The organism is Streptomyces sp. NPDC002156, assembly GCF_053593675.1.
Genome location: NZ_JBSFDA010000007.1, coordinates 26,697 through 41,060, shown reverse-complemented (window position 1 = coordinate 41,060; position 14,364 = coordinate 26,697). Strand labels below are relative to the sequence as shown.

Here is a 14,364-nt window from a genome sequence, read left to right as displayed (position 1 = left end):
CCAGTTGATCAGATGCCGACGTGCGCGGCGGCGGGGTGAGGGCCAGGCCGGCCGCTGGGGGCGAGGAGTTGCCCACACCCCCAGCGCACCCTCACGGAGACGAACTCACGGAGACGAAACCCTCAACCCCCTAAGCCGTCCCGTGTTGTCGAACGACCCGAAGCCCACCCTCCCGGAGGCGAGCGTCGTGTCCACGGCCGTCATCAGTGGCCGTTTCGAGCCGTCGACGTAGACCGCGATCTCGCCCGTGCCCGCGCAGCGCACCACCCGTACCTTGTGCCAGGCGGTGTCGGTGATGGCCGGCGGGGCGCCCGTCGTGCCGTTCCACTGGTCGTCGATGCGCAGGCGGTCGGCGTCGTCGACCACGAAGATGCCGTTGTGCGGGTAGATCGTGTTGTCCTGGGACAGGTGGGCGTAGGAGAACTTCGTGTCCGACTGGTAGTCGAAGACGATGATCACGTCCCGGTTGGTCGTCTCGACCGGGGTGTCGATGCGGACCTCCGCGTCGATCCGTACGTCGCCGTACGCCGCCGGGCCCGCCGTCAGTACCGCGTACTCGTACGGGCGGCGCGGGCCCGGGCGCTGGACCCCGGCCTCCGCGAGAACGGCCTCGCGGCCCGGGAAGCGCCACTTGGACGGGGTGACGGGAGCCCAGTTCCGGCCGTCCATGACATGGGTGAGCCGGGAGCCGGTGGTGTCGCAGGCGGCGAATGACCGCGTGCCGGTGATCTTCCAGATCTTGCCGTTGGCCTTGGAGAGGAGGTACAGCTCGCCGGCCGCGTCCCGGCCGAAGTGCAGGTCCACCCGGAGGTCCTGGGCCAGGTCCCGCATCGTGACGCGCTTGCCGCTCGTGTCGTACAGCATCAGGTCGTACAGCTGCGCCAGTTGCCCGCTGCCGCGCCGCATGTCCTTGGTGTCGGCGAAGAGCAGACGTCCGTCGACGATGTCTCCGAAGATGTATTTGCCGCGCAGGGCGGGGAGGTCGCTGCCCCGGTAGACGAAGCCGCCTACGAGGGCGCGGCCGACGTCAGACGTGCAGTTCCAGTCGGCGGGCGGGTCGTGGTCGTAGGCGACCACGGGGTAGACGTAGCCGTACTTCTCGTCGTCCTCGGGGAGCGGGAGGATCTGGTCGCAGGGGTCGGTGGCCGTCTTGTCGAAGACGAACGGGCCTTCGCGTTCGCTCCAGCCGAAGTTGTCGCCCGCGCGCACCTCGTAGACCGACTCGACGGCGTGCTGGCCGATGTTGCCGACGTACATACGGTGGCTGCCCGCCGGATCCCAGCTGAAGCGGTGCGGGTCGCGCAGGCCGTACGCGTAGATCTCGCCCAGCGCTCCGGGAGTGGCGGTGAACGGGTTGTCCGCCGGGATTCCGTACTTGCCGTTGGTGCTGTTCGTGCCGCGCGGGTCTATGCGCAGGATCTTGCCGTGGGGGAGGGAGAGGCTCTGCGGCTCGGTGTTCCTTACGCCCTGGCCGCCGTCGCCCACGGCCAGGTAGAGCAGACCGCGGTCGGGGTCGTGGGGCCGGGCCGTCGGGTTGAAGTCGATCTGCTGGATGCCGTGGATCGTGCCCGTGAAACCGATGCGGAGGATTTCGCGGCGGGTGCCGCTGAAGGTGTCCGCCGAGGGGTCGGTGGCGGTCCACTCGGTGACGATGCCGTGGTAGACGGTGGACGCCTGCTGCCGGTAGTCGGGTACGGCCGTGGTGGCGGAGGCCAGTTCGGTGTGCACGGTGTAGAAGCGGCCGTTGCGGCGGAAGTCGGGGTCGAAGGTGACGAAACCGAAGCCCTGGCCCAGGCCCCGGCTGGCGAAGAACGCGGGGGAGAAGGTGGCGGCGATGTCCAGGTAGAGGTGGGGGCTGCTGCCGTCCCGGACCAAGTAGAGCTTGCCGTTGAGGTCGGGTACTGCCTTTCGGCCCGAGCGGTCGGGGAGTTCGCTGAGGTAGTTGATGCGGGCCTGCCGCATCAGCCGGGGGTCGGTGACCGGGCCGGGCGGCGGATCGGTCTTCGGGAAGGCGGCGTACTCCTCCACGGTCAGTCCGATGCCGGAGGCGGCGGGCCGCTCGGGGATGGGGTCGGTGAGGGGGTCGGCAGCCGCCGCGAGCGCTGTGCCGGGGAGGGCGACGAGGGCCGACAGCAACAGGGCGAGGACTACCAAGGGGATCAGGGGGATCAGCAGCGGATGGGCTCGGGGTCTGATGCCAGGGGATGCGGCCATGTGAACGTCACTCCTTTGTCGACGTGGGTCTTCAGTGGGCTGTCGACGGGGTCGTCAGTGGGCGGCCATCAGGCGGTACTGGGCCCGTATCCGGTCGCCGCCCACCGCGCTGTCCAGGAACATCAGGCTGTCCATGCGGCAGTCGCAGGGATTGCGTTCGACGGTGTTCTGCGGGAAGCTGCCGCCGATCTTGATGCCCCGGGGGTCGGTCGGTGAGGCGCGGTGCGGGCCCGGGCCCGCGAGGTCCCAGGGGTCGCCGGGGACGGTGTAGGAGCCGTCCAGCGGCCGGCCGTTGCGGTACAGCGCCATCGCTCCCGTGTCGAAGTCGAAGGTGGCGGCCAGGAAGACCCACTCGCCGACCGGCAGCAGGGTGCGCCAGTCCTGCGAGGCGGCGAAGGTCTGCGAAGCCGACCCGTCCACGCGCCGGCCGAGGGCTACGAGCCTCAACTCGCCGTTCACCTCGATGATCTCCAGCAGGCCCCGCACCGCGTGGCCGTCGGAGTCCCCCGACAGCACTCCGGCCAGGCCCACGGCGCCGTAACGGTCGTCCGGGGCGGCCGTGTTGCTGTTGAGGGCCGGGTTCGGGCCGGTCATCTTGAACCAGCCCATCACCGTCATCCCCTCGACCGCGTTGAACGCCCGGAGCGTCGGCACGCCGGACGGCCCGTACACCCCTGCCTTCCAGTCGTCGTTGCCCTTCGCGTCCGGGGTGACCTGCCGTACCTGGAGCGAGGTCCGGCTGCCCCGGTGCGCTCCGTCGTACGTGCGCATCCGTGCCCCGCCACCGACCAGGTCGATGTCGGTACGGGAGAAGCCCAGGTCACGTTCGCGCGCCGGGTTGCCGCGGACCGGGTGCTCGAAGTCGTAGTACGCCGCCAGGTGGGGGCGGAGGGAGGGGAGTACGGGGCCTGCCCCCACTCCCATCCCTGTTCCTGTTCCTGAGGGTGCCGCTGCTGTGGTGGCCAGGGCGGTCAGCAGTGCGGCGACTGCTGCCACGAGCGTGTTCCGTCTGCTGCGCATGAACGGTCTCCTTGGAGTCATCGGAGCCACCGGAGTCGTCGGACTCATCGGCGTGCGGGCCGACCGCCCAGATACAGCTCGCCGAGCTGCGGGTCGGCCAGCAACTCCCGTGCCGGGCCCGCGATATGGACCCGGCCGAGATCGAGGACACAGCCGGTGTCGGCGGCCTCCAGGGCGCGCCGCGCGTTCTGTTCGACCAGCAGGACGGCGGTCCCCGCGTCCCGCATCCGGACGATCTGCTCGAAGACCACCCCGGTCGCCTTGGGATCGAGCCCCATCGACGGCTCGTCGAGGAGCACGACCCGGGGCTCGACCATCAGCGAACGCGCGAACTCCACCTGCTTCTGCTGCCCGCCGGAGAGCAGCCCGGCCAGGCTCGTCCACCGTTCGGCCACGACCGGGAACAACTCCCGTACGAAGTCGGCCCGTTCGGCGACGAGTGCCTTGTCCCGCAGGGTGTAGCCGCCGAGCAGGACGTTCTCGGCGACCGTCATCTCCCTGAACACGCTGTGGCCTTGGAGGACATGGGCGACCCCGGCCGCCAGCATCTGCTGCGGTCCACGACCGGTGACGTCCTCGCCGTCCACGAGGATCCGGCCCGAGCGCGGGGTGAGGAGACCGCTGGCCACCTTCAACACGGTGGACTTTCCTGCCCCGTTGGGTCCTACGAGGCAGACGATCGCCCCGGCCGGTACGTGGACCGTCAGCCCGCGCAGGACCAGTGCCGCCCGGCCGTATCCGGCGCGGATGTCGTCGAGTTCGAGAAGGAACCCCGAGCCCGGGTCGGTGCCGGAGCCCGAGCCCGGGTCGGTGTGCGAGTCAGACGCCAAGGTATGCCCCGAGTACTCGTTCGTCGGACTGGATCAGTGAGGGCGGGCCCTGGGCGATGGGCCGGCCGCGGTCGAACACGACGACGTGGTCACTGAGGCTCATGACCATGTCCATGTTGTGCTCGACGATCAGGAACGTCCGTCCCTCGGCGTTGAGTTCGCGCACCAGGTCGCCGATGCGGTCGATGAGCGCCGGGTTGACGCCGCCCGCCGGCTCGTCCAGCAGGATCAGCTCCGGCTCGCTCGTCAGTACGCCCGCCAGCTCCAGCAACTTCTGCTGCCCCCAGGAGAGTTGGCGGGCCTCGGCCTGCTCCAGGTGCTCGATGCCCATCCGGGTCAGCCAGTAACGGGCCCGCTCGGTCTCCGCACGCGTGCCCGAGCGCCCGAGCTGTCCGGTGAGACCGCGCGGTCGGACGGCGGCCAGGAGGTTGTCCAGCACCGTCATCCGGGGGAAGACCCGGCAGAGCTGGAAGGAACGCCCGATGCCGGCGCGGGCGATCCGGTGCGGGGGGCTGCCCGTGAGGTCGCGTCCTCGGTACGTGACGCGACCGGAGTCCGGGCGGATCATCCCGGTGACACAGTTGAAGAAGGTCGTCTTTCCCGAACCGTTGGGCCCGATCAGGGCGTTGACCTTGCCGTGGTGGAAGGTCACGGTGGCCGAGTCGAGTGCGGTGACTCCGCCGAAGGCCTTGGTGAGCCCGGTGGTCGCGAGGCTCGGCTCGGGCTCCGCGTCGGGCTCCACCTCGGGTGCCCCGTCAGGTGCCGCTTCGTTCACTGTCCCTCACCTCCGTCGCGTCGCCACCGTCGAACTCCCCGCCCCGCTCCCGCAGTTCGGCCGCGGTCACCTCCCGTATGGAGGCGTCGCCGGTCCGGCGGAACCGGCCGAGCAGGGCGCCGGCGGCCGGGATGACGCCGTCCGGCATGAACGTCACGACGACGCCGAGGAGCAGCCCCGCCACGACCAGATGCAGAGGTGTGTCCCCGTACTCGACCTTGGAGTACTCCAGGGCGTACCCGACGATCAGCGCGCCCAGCAGCGGCCCGTACAACTGGCGTACGCCACCGAGCAGGGCCATCAGCACCATGTACGACCCGCTGAGGATGGAGAACTGGAAGACCGGGTCGAGGTCGCCGAACCACAGGGCGTACAACCCGCCGGCCAGCGAGGTGAAGGCGGCGGAGACGACGAAGACCACCAGCTTGTACGTGAACGTGGGGATGCCGAGCGACTGCGCCTTGTCCTCGTCCTCGCGGATCGCCTTCAGGCCCATGCCGAACCGCGACCGGTCGATGACCCACCAGACCAGCAGGGCCAGCGCGAGCAGTGCCAGGAAGAGGAAGTAGAAGGTGCGGTGGTGGTCGGCACGCAGCATGCCGGGGAAGGGCCGTGGTACGACCAGGCCGCGAGAGCCGCCGGTGAGGGAGGCCCAGCTCTGGAAGACCAGCAGCAGGATGAGGACGAGGGCGATGGAGACGATGACGAAGGAGGCACCGCGTACGCGCAGGGCGGCGTAGCCGACCGGGACGGCGAGTGTCGCCACCAGCACGGCGGCCACGAACAGCGCGGCGAAGGGCGGGAGTTCGCCCTTGGCGACCAGCAGTCCGGTGCCGTACGCCCCGAGTCCGGCGAACGCCCCATGTCCCAGGGAGACATAGCCCGTGAAGCCGCCGACGAAGTTCCAGGAGGTGGACAGCACCGCGTAGTTGAGGATGGCGATGCCGACGGTGATCTCGTAGGGGCTCGGGGCCATGGACGGGAAGGAGAGCGCTAGTGCGGCTGCCAGGAGCAGGACGCCGATATGGACGTACCGGGGATGGACGAGTCTGGACCTGAAGTCAGAAGAATCAGAACCGTTGCGCAAGCCGCCCCCCGAAGAATCCCTGCGGCCTCACGGCCAGCGTGGCGAAGAGCGCGACGTAGAAGACGGTCTGCGCCCAGGTGGTGGACAGTTCGAGTTGCAGCAGGCTCTGGAGGATGCCCAGCGTCATGGCGGCGATGGCGGCGCCCGGCACGCTGCCGAGTCCGCCGACGACGATGATGGCCATCAGCGGGCCGATCCAGTGCCAGTGCAGCGAGGGGTAGATGGTGGTGTCGAGGGCGAGTGCCGTGCCGCCGACGGCCGCCGTGGCGAGGCCGAGACCGAACCCGTAACCGGCGATCCGGTCGGTGTCGATGCCCAACAGCCGCGCGGCGTCCGGGTGTTGGATGGTGGCGCGCAGCGCCTGGCCGAACCGGCTGTGCTTCATGAGGAGGTAGAGGCCGAGCAGGGCGAGTGCGGCCATGCCGAAGGCGATCAGCTTCACCACCGCCACGCGGGCCCCGAGGAACTCGATGCTCGCGGAGCTGTAACCGAGCCGGATCCGGCGCTGGGTGCCGCTGAACGCGTACCCGAGCAGCCCCTCGATGACCAGCGCCACCGCGAACGTGAGCAGCACGGACATCATGGTGAGCGTCGCCGGGCGGAGCCGGGTCAGGAGCAGCCGTTGCATGGCGACGCCCGCGGCGAAGAACAGGGGCACGGTGACGACCAGGGTGAGGAGAGGATCGACGCCGGTCTCCCGGTGCGCGAACCAGGCGAGGTAGGCGGCGAGGATCAGGAAGGCGGAGTGGGCGATCATCACGACGCGCATCACGCCGAAGTAGAGGGTGAGGCCCGCCGCCAGGAGGGCGTACAGCCCACCCAGCAGCACGCCTAGGACCAGGCTCTGGAAGACGAGGCTCGCGGAGGGCACGCCGGCCTCACCACTCCGGCTTCGGATAGACCAGACCGGCTTCCTTCTGCGCCTCGGGGAGCACGATCTGGATCTCGCCGCCGACCCACTGCTGGATCATGTGCGCGCTCTGCGGCCGGCCCTTGTCGTCCCACTTCAACGGGCCCACGACGGTGTCCACTTGATTGCCGCGGAGCCACTCCACCAGCTTGCTCTGGCAGTCCGGGTCCTGGGAGGCGCACTGGGCGGCCTCGACGGCGGCGGCCACCACCTGACCGGTCGTGTAGGCGTTGGCCTCGTCCTCCTCCGGAGCCTTGCCGAACTGTGCGGTGTACTTCTCGACGAACTCCTTGTTGGACGGGTAGTCGGCCTTCTGGGTGTAGCCGGTGGGCGCGAGAATGCCCTCGGTCTTGTTGCCGATGGCCTTGGCGAACTCCGGCTCGGTCGGCGCGGTGGAGAAGGCGGCCAACTTCGGCTGGTAGTCGAGCTGTTGGAGGGCGACGATCAGGTTGACACCGTCCTGGTACTGGCTGCCGCCCACCACCATGTCGGCCTTCGAGTCGGCGATCTGGGCGGCGATGCCGCCGAAGTCGGTGGTGTTGGGTGGGTAGACCTCGTCGGCGACGGTCCTGACGCCGCCCTTCTCCAGCTTCTCCTTCAGCCCGTACGCGGTTCCCTGGGCGAAGGGGTCGTCCATGGCGGCGTACGCGACCGTCTTGGGACGCTCGCTCTCCGGCATGGCCAGGATGTGGTCGGCCAGGAGGTTGTAGTGGTCGTCGGCGACGGCCGGGGCGGCGTAGAAGAGGTTCTTGAAGCCCTGTTCGAAGACCTCCGGGGCCGCACCCGCCGGTTCGACGAAGAGCATCCCGTACTCCTCGGCCAGCCGCGCGGACGGGACGACGAGCCGGGTGGAGAACGGCCCGAAGAGCAGGTCGACCTCGTCCCTGCCGATGAGCTGCTCGTAGTCGGAGACGACGCGGTCGGCGTTGGACTGGTCGTCGAGGATCTTCAACTCGACCTCGCGGCCCAGCAGTCCGCCCTTGTCGTTGACGATCTTCGCCCAGGCCTTGTAGCCCCGTTCGACGCCCTTGCCGGGTTCGGAGAAGTCGCCGGTGAGCGGTAAGGAGACGCCGATGACGATGGGGTCGTCGGCCGAGTCCTGGGAACCGGAGCCCGAGCTGCAGGCACTGGCGGCGAGCAACAGGGCGAGGGTGCCGGCGGCGGTCCGTACTCGTCCGCGGTCTGGTCTGTGGTGTGTTCTGTGGTGCGTTCTGGTCATCGCTTGGCACCCCTCGTGACTTCCGTGTGGTGGCGATCGAGGCCGCGGTAGACGTAGCGCGGGGCGTCGGCGGACGCGGCGTCCGTGCTCGGCGTCCGCGACATGGTGCGTACGAGAGCGTGGTCGGGGGAGAGCGAGCAGGCGGGGTCGGTGCGGGCGGCGTCACCGGTGAGCGCGTGGGCCTGACAGCGGCAGCCGCCGAAGTCGATCTCGCGGCGGGGACAGCCACCGCAGGGTCCGGTCACCTTCCACTCGGTGCCGCGATAACGCTCGAAGGCCGGGGAACTGGTCCAGATCCACTCCAGGGACCGGTCGCGTACGTTCGGTACGTCGTCCGGGCCCAGCAGGTCCCGGGACGCGGGGCACGGCAGGACGGCGCCGTCCGGGGCGACCGTCAGCGACACCGCACCCCAGCCGCCCATGCACGGCTTCGGCACCCCGTCGAAGTGGTCCGGCATGACCCACACCAGCTCGGTGGTGCCCGCCAGTTGCTCCCGCCGGCGCTCGACCGCCTCCCGGGCGCGGGACAGCTGGTCGCGGGTGGGCAGCAGCGCGGTGCGGTTGCGCAGGGCCCATCCGTGAAACTGGACGTTGGCCAGCTCGATCCGCTCGGCACCCCAGGCCACACCCAGGTCCACGATGTCGTCGACGGCGTCGAGGTTGTCGCGGTGCAGGACGATGTTGAGGCCCAGCGGCAGACCCGCGTCCCGTACGAGAGCGGCGGCCCGTTCCTTCGCTCCGAACGACCGGTGACCGCCGATCCGGTCGGACGCCACCGGATCCGCGTGCTGCACCGACAACTGCACGCTGCGCAGTCCGGCGGACACGAGCGCGGACATCCGCACCGCGCTCAACCCGACGCCACTGGTGACCAGTTGGGTGTAGATCCCGGCTCCCTCGGCGGCAGCGACGACAGCCGTGAGATCGCGGCGGAGCAGCGGCTCGCCACCGGAGAGATGCGTGGTTACGACGCCGAGGTCCGCCGCCTGCCGGAACACGTCGGCCCATTCCTCGGCGGAGAGTTCGTGTGAACGGCGCGTGAGTTCCAGGGGGTTGGAGCAGTAGGGGCAGTGCAGCGGGCAGGCGTGGGTGAGTTCGGCCAGCAGGGCCCAGGGAGGCGGCGGAGCCGTATCCGGAGGAGGACTTGTCATCTCAGCCAGCCCTCCTCGCGTACGCGGTCGAGGAACCGGGGGACCTCGGCCGCCACGGGGGCGCCGGGGAATCGGGCCGCCAGCTCCTCGACGATCTCGTCCACGTGCCGTCGGCCGTCGCACAGCCGCAGGATGTCCGCCGCCCGGCCGCTGAGGACCACCACCCGCTCCGGCAGGACCAGCAGGTCCGCCTGGCGCACCCGGTCGTGGCGGAGCACCACCGAGCGCGCCAGCGCCGGCCGCCACCCGGTCCCAGCCCCAGTCACAGCCACAGCCACCGTCATTCGCCCTCCTTCCGCTCACCGTGGTCGATCGCGTCGAGCAGCGACCACAGCACGTCGCACTTGAAGGCGAGGGCCGCCACGGCACGCTCCTGGTCGGCCTCGGTGCGGGCCCAGTCCAGGACGAGGCCCAGTGCCTCGCCGCTGTCCTGCCGGCCCTGGGTCTCGCGAGTCCGGAAGTACGCGAGCCCATCGGCGTCGATCCACCGGTAGTGACGCTCGAACGCGGCGACACGCGTGCGCATGATGCCCGGCGCGGACAACTCGGTGAGGGACGCCGCGACGGCCTCCAGCGGGGAGCGGAGCCGGCAGAAGTTGACGTATCCGTCCACCGCCAGCCGTACGCCGGGCAGCACTCCCTCGCCGGACAGCAGCTCCGACCGGTCGAGCCCGGCGGCCTCGCCCAGCCGCAGCCACCGCTCGATGCCGCCATCGCCCTCGCCCCGGCCGTCGTGCTCCTCGATCCGCCGCAGCCACATCCGGCGCAGTTGCGGGGTGCCCAGCTTGGCCAGGACCAGGGCGTCCTTGACGGGGATGTGCCGCTGGTAGTGGAACCGGTTGAGGATCCAGCGGCGCAGCTCGTCAGGGGTCAACTCCCCTTGGTGCATACGTACGTTGAAGGGGTGGCGGTCGTGGTAGTGGTCGCGGGCCACGGCCCTGAGCCGGTCCTCGAAGTGCCGCTCCTCGAAGGCCGTACCGGTACTCGTGTCGACACCTGTGCTCACAGTTGGATCACCATTCCGTCTCCGGCCACCTCGATGCCCCGGTCGGCCAGCTGCTTGTACTGCGGTGCGTTCGGATCGACGAGGGGATTGGTGTTGTTGAGATGGGTGTAGAGACAGCGGGCGCGCAGGGGCGCCAGGCGCTCGGCGGTGCCGCCAGGACCGTCGATCGGGAGGTGCCCCATACCGGTCGCGGTGCGGGTGGAGATGCCCGTGCGCCGGGGCTCCTCGTCGTCCCAGAACGTGCCGTCGACGATCACGCAGTCGGCTTGCCCGGCAGCGGCCTGCAGAGCGTCGGGCCAGACGGCCAGCGCGGGGGCGTAGACGACCGTCGCCCCGCTGGCGCGATCGGTGAGAAGCAGGGCCACGACCCAGGAGTCCCCGTCGGGTACGGGCAACTCGGCCGCGTAACGGGGGCGTTTGGCGGAGACGGGGATCGCGCTGATCGTGAGGGGCGAGTCCTCGGTGAGCGGTACGGGCCGCTCCGGGGACAGTTCGCGCCAGGCGAGGGGGGTGTACGGGCCGAGGACGGCCTCCAGGCGCAGCCCGGTGAGCAGTGCCTCGCGTACGGGGTCGGTGGCGAGCAACTCCAGTCCGCCGGCGCCGGCTTCGCGCAGCCGGGCGATGCCGAGGGTGTGGTCGAGTTCGGCGTCGGTCAGGATCAGCCCGGCGATCGGGGTCCGCCGCGAACCGGGACCGGGCCGCAGGGCCGGGCAGTCCTCGATCTGGTCGCCGATGTCGGGGGTGGCGTTGATGAGATACCAGTGGTCGTCGGACGCCTGTACGGCGAGAGAGGCGTGGCGGCGGCGCCAGTGCGGGTGTGCACGTGCCCCGGAGCAACCGGGACACGCACAGTTCCACTGGGGTACGCCACCGCCCGCCGCGCTGCCGAGCACGTGCAGCAGCACGGCGGCGGACTAACGGTCGCTCAGGAAATACGCGGTGACCTCCAGCGCGGTCTCGACGACCGCGTAGTCGGGGGTCTGCCAGCTCTGCGCCTCTTCGTCGACCTGCTGCTGTACGGATTCGGTCATGTGCCGTACCTGCCTTCCGAGGGGGGAACCTGTGGTGCAGCATCGCCAGCATCTGCCAGCCGGGTCAATGGGTCGGCGGCAAAGTGATCCGATCTCTAGTTGGCTGAAAATGCGAACCTCAAGGTCGGCCACTGTCGGGTCTGTCAGTAAAACCACTGTTGAGAGGGCAATGGCAGAGTGATTCGACAGGTGAAGGTATGAACCTTTGGCTTTAACCGCCCTTGACCCTCGGCCGCATACCTCCTACCTTCCGGAGGGCTTCCTGACACCCCCCACAGCGAGGAGTTCGCCCATGCGCGCATTCCGAACCATCGCGACGGCCGCTGCCGTGGCCGCCCTCACCACCGGTCTCCTCGGTGCCGACAGCGGCACCGCCTCGGTCCCGTCGGCCATCCGAACCGTCTCGTCCGGCTGGACCGTTCCCTGGGGCCTGAGCTGGCTGCCCGACGGGTCGGCGCTCGTCACCGAACGGGACTCCTTCAAGCTCTTCAAGCTCACCCAGGCGGGCACGAGGACCGAGATCGGCAAGGTGCCCAATGTCGTGACCACCAGCGGCGAGGGCGGCCTCCTCGGCGTCGCGGTCTCACCGAACTGGAACAGCGACCACTACGTCTACCTCATGCACTCGGCGGCCTCCGACAACCGCATCGTCCGGATGACGTACGACGGCACCTCGCTCGGCGGCTACACGGTCCTCGTCACCGGCATCGCCAAGAGCAAGTACCACAACGGCGGTCGCATCAAGTTCGGCCCGGACGGCCACCTCTACGCCACCACGGGTGACGCGCAGAACAGCAGCCTCGCCCAGGACCGGAACTCCCTCAACGGGAAGATCCTGCGGATGACGAAGGACGGCAAGGCCGCACCCGGCAACCCGTTCGGCACCCTCGTTTACTCCCTCGGCCACCGCAACCCCCAGGGCATCACCTGGGACGCCCAAGGCAGGCTCTGGGAAGCCGAGTTCGGCAACAGCCAGTACGACGAGCTGAACCTGATCGAGTCCGGCAAGAACTACGGCTGGCCGACCTGCGAGGGAACCTGCTCCACCTCCGGCATGACGAACCCCAAGCGGCAGTGGACCGTCAGCGAGGCATCCCCGAGCGCGGTCGCGTACGCCGACGGAGCCCTGTACATGGCGGCGCTGCGCGGCGAGCGGCTGTGGCGCATCCCGGTCAGCGGCACCAGCGCCGGCACCCCCACCGCGTACTACACCACCCAGTACGGCCGACTGCGCACGGTGGAGAAGCTCCCCGGCAGGAACTCCCTGTGGCTGGCCACCACCAACGCCGACAACAACGGAGGCGAGCCGGACGGCGCGGACAAGGTGTTCCAGATCGATCTGCAGTAGGACGCCATCCGGCTCCGTAACCGGGTGGTGCGGTAGGCGGCGGGTCCCCCGAATGGCTCGCCGATGCGACAGGCGTCGGGGCAGGGCCTTCACTGGAAAACATGTCTCGCCTCGACCAGGCGCACACCCGGCGCCTTCGCTCCGCTGCGGGCCTGGGCCTGATCGCGGCCCTGGCCTGCGGCGGCTGCACGGGCCCCGCCGACACCTCCTCCGCCGCCATCCACGAGGCGGTCGCCCAGACGTCGCACCTGCCCACCGTCCCGCCGGCCCAGCCGCCGCCACGGCTCACGCGGGCCAAGGTCGACGCAGCTGTGGACCGGCTCGACGGAGTGGTACGGGACGCCATGCGCAGGAGCGGTGTGCCGGGGGTCGCCGTCGGCGTGGTCCATGACGACGAGGTGCTGTATCTGAAAGGCTTCGGCGAACGAAAAGTGGGCGCGGAGGGCAAGGTCGGCCCCGACACCGTCTTCCAGCTCGCCTCGGTCTCCAAGCCGGTCGCCTCGACGGTGGTCGCCGCGGCCGTGGGCGAGAAGACCGTCGGCTGGGACGACCCGGTCGTCGAGCACAGTCCCGGCTTCGCCCTCAAGGACCCCTGGGTCACCCGCCATGTCACGCTCGCCGACCTGTTCTCGCACCGCAGCGGGCTGCCCGACCACTCCGGGGACCTCCTGGAGGACCTCGGCTACGACCGCTCGTACATCCTGGGGCATCTGCGGTACGAACCGCTGGATCCGTTCCGCGCCAGTTACGCGTACACCAACTTCGGGCTGACCGAAGCGGCGGTCGCCGTCGCGCGGGCGGCGGGCACCAGCTGGGAGAAGCTGTCCGCCGACAAGCTGTACCGGCCGCTGGGCATGGACTCCACCAGCTCCTCCTTCGCCGACTACGAGAAGGCCGGGAACAAGGCCGTCACCCATGTGAAGGAGGGCGACACCTGGCAGGCCGAGTTCGTACGGGACGCCGACGCCCAGAGCCCGGCGGGCGGGGCCAGCTCCACCGTCCGGGACATGACGAAGTGGCTGCGCCTGCAGCTCGGCAACGGCAAGTTCGAGGGGCGGCAGGTCGTCGACGCCGACGCGCTGGACGAGACGCACCTGCCGCACATCGTCTCCGAGCCGCCGCACGCGCCGGCGGGCAGGACCGGGTTCTACGGGCTCGGCTGGAACGTCGGCTACGACGACCAGGGCAGGCTGAAACTCGGCCACTCCGGCGCCTTCGCGCTGGGCGCGGCCACCAGCGTCACGCTGCTGCCCTCGGAGAACCTCGGCATCGTCGTCCTCACCAACGGCGCGCCCGTCGGCGTACCCGAGGCGATCGCCGCCACCTTCCTCGACACCGCGCAGACGGGCGGGCCCACGGTCGACTGGCTGACGTTCATCGGCCCGCTCATCCAACAGGCGGCGGCGGGCGACCGCTCCGAGACCGACTACACCAAGCCTCCGCCACGGCCCGCACCGGCCAAGGCGAACGGTGCCTACACCGGAACGTACGCCAACGACTTCTACGGCCCGATGACCGTGAGCGCCCAGGGCGACGACCTCGTCATACAACTGGGGCCGAAGAAACAGAAGTTCACCCTGCGGCACTACGACGGCGACACCTTCAGCTACCGCACCACGGGCGAGAACGCCGTCGGGCTGTCCGGCGTGACCTTCGGCGTCGGGTCCGACGGACGCGCCGACAAGGCCCGGGTCGAGAACCTCGACACGACCGGCCTCGGCACCTTCACCAAAAAATAAGCCCCAGCCCGCCAGGGCGGTCTCCCCTTTACCC

Annotated in this window: 14 protein-coding genes; 2 read left to right on the top strand and 12 right to left on the bottom strand. The window is 69.8% G+C overall.

Annotation, left to right across the window (positions count from 1 at the left end):
• Positions 1-105 precede the first annotated feature (105 nt).
• The 12 genes from ACWCRB_RS05385 to pqqA form a co-directional block, all read right to left on the bottom strand.
• Positions 106-2,214 carry a PQQ-dependent sugar dehydrogenase gene (locus ACWCRB_RS05385; RefSeq protein WP_450994758.1) on the bottom strand — a complete coding sequence of 703 codons (2,109 nt, stop codon included), beginning with the start codon at positions 2,212-2,214 and terminating at the stop codon, positions 106-108.
• A gap of 54 nt (positions 2,215-2,268) precedes the next feature.
• Positions 2,269-3,234, bottom strand: a complete 966-nt coding sequence (locus tag ACWCRB_RS05380) for a LamG-like jellyroll fold domain-containing protein (protein WP_450994757.1) — start codon at positions 3,232-3,234, stop codon at positions 2,269-2,271.
• A 44-nt stretch (positions 3,235-3,278) separates the two neighbouring features.
• Positions 3,279-4,064 carry an ABC transporter ATP-binding protein gene (locus ACWCRB_RS05375; RefSeq protein WP_450994756.1) on the bottom strand — a complete coding sequence of 262 codons (786 nt, stop codon included), beginning with the start codon at positions 4,062-4,064 and terminating at the stop codon, positions 3,279-3,281.
• Positions 4,054-4,839: an ABC transporter ATP-binding protein gene (locus ACWCRB_RS05370; protein WP_450994755.1), complete on the bottom strand. Its 786-nt coding sequence runs from the start codon at positions 4,837-4,839 to the stop codon at positions 4,054-4,056. The genes ACWCRB_RS05375 and ACWCRB_RS05370 overlap by 11 nt, the downstream gene beginning before the upstream one ends.
• The gene (locus ACWCRB_RS05365) at positions 4,820-5,815 is read right to left on the bottom strand and encodes a branched-chain amino acid ABC transporter permease (protein WP_450994754.1); all 996 of its coding nucleotides are present in this window, start codon (positions 5,813-5,815) and stop codon (positions 4,820-4,822) included. Before ACWCRB_RS05365 ends, ACWCRB_RS05370 begins: the two co-directional genes overlap by 20 nt.
• Positions 5,816-5,909: 94 nt before the next feature.
• Positions 5,910-6,797 (bottom strand): branched-chain amino acid ABC transporter permease, encoded by an 888-nt coding sequence (locus ACWCRB_RS05360; RefSeq protein WP_369033508.1) that lies wholly within the window; start codon positions 6,795-6,797, stop codon positions 5,910-5,912.
• 7 nt (positions 6,798-6,804) lie between these two features.
• Positions 6,805-8,055: an amino acid ABC transporter substrate-binding protein gene (locus ACWCRB_RS05355; RefSeq protein ID WP_450994753.1), complete on the bottom strand. Its 1,251-nt coding sequence runs from the start codon at positions 8,053-8,055 to the stop codon at positions 6,805-6,807.
• Positions 8,052-9,206 carry a pyrroloquinoline quinone biosynthesis protein PqqE gene (gene pqqE, locus ACWCRB_RS05350; RefSeq protein WP_450994752.1) on the bottom strand — a complete coding sequence of 385 codons (1,155 nt, stop codon included), beginning with the start codon at positions 9,204-9,206 and terminating at the stop codon, positions 8,052-8,054. The genes ACWCRB_RS05355 and pqqE overlap by 4 nt, the downstream gene beginning before the upstream one ends.
• Positions 9,203-9,490, bottom strand: coding sequence for a pyrroloquinoline quinone biosynthesis peptide chaperone PqqD (pqqD, locus tag ACWCRB_RS05345; protein ID WP_450994751.1), 288 nt, complete (start codon positions 9,488-9,490; stop codon positions 9,203-9,205). The genes pqqE and pqqD overlap by 4 nt, the downstream gene beginning before the upstream one ends.
• Complete coding sequence (pqqC, locus tag ACWCRB_RS05340) at positions 9,487-10,212, bottom strand: pyrroloquinoline-quinone synthase PqqC (RefSeq protein WP_450994750.1); 726 nt, start codon at positions 10,210-10,212, stop codon at positions 9,487-9,489. The genes pqqD and pqqC overlap by 4 nt, the downstream gene beginning before the upstream one ends.
• Entirely contained in the window at positions 10,209-11,117 is a 909-nt protein-coding gene (pqqB, locus tag ACWCRB_RS05335) for a pyrroloquinoline quinone biosynthesis protein PqqB (RefSeq protein ID WP_450994749.1), read from the bottom strand. Before pqqB ends, pqqC begins: the two co-directional genes overlap by 4 nt.
• A 9-nt stretch (positions 11,118-11,126) precedes the next feature.
• Complete coding sequence (gene pqqA, locus ACWCRB_RS05330) at positions 11,127-11,243, bottom strand: pyrroloquinoline quinone precursor peptide PqqA (protein WP_450994748.1); 117 nt, start codon at positions 11,241-11,243, stop codon at positions 11,127-11,129.
• A gap of 292 nt (positions 11,244-11,535) precedes the next feature.
• On the opposite strand from pqqA, the gene ACWCRB_RS05325 reads away from it, so the two are divergent.
• Complete coding sequence (locus ACWCRB_RS05325; RefSeq protein ID WP_450994747.1) at positions 11,536-12,591, top strand: PQQ-dependent sugar dehydrogenase; 1,056 nt, start codon at positions 11,536-11,538, stop codon at positions 12,589-12,591.
• 101 nt (positions 12,592-12,692) lie between these two features.
• Complete coding sequence (locus ACWCRB_RS05320; RefSeq protein ID WP_450994746.1) at positions 12,693-14,330, top strand: serine hydrolase; 1,638 nt, start codon at positions 12,693-12,695, stop codon at positions 14,328-14,330.
• The last annotated feature ends 34 nt before the right edge of the window (positions 14,331-14,364 follow it).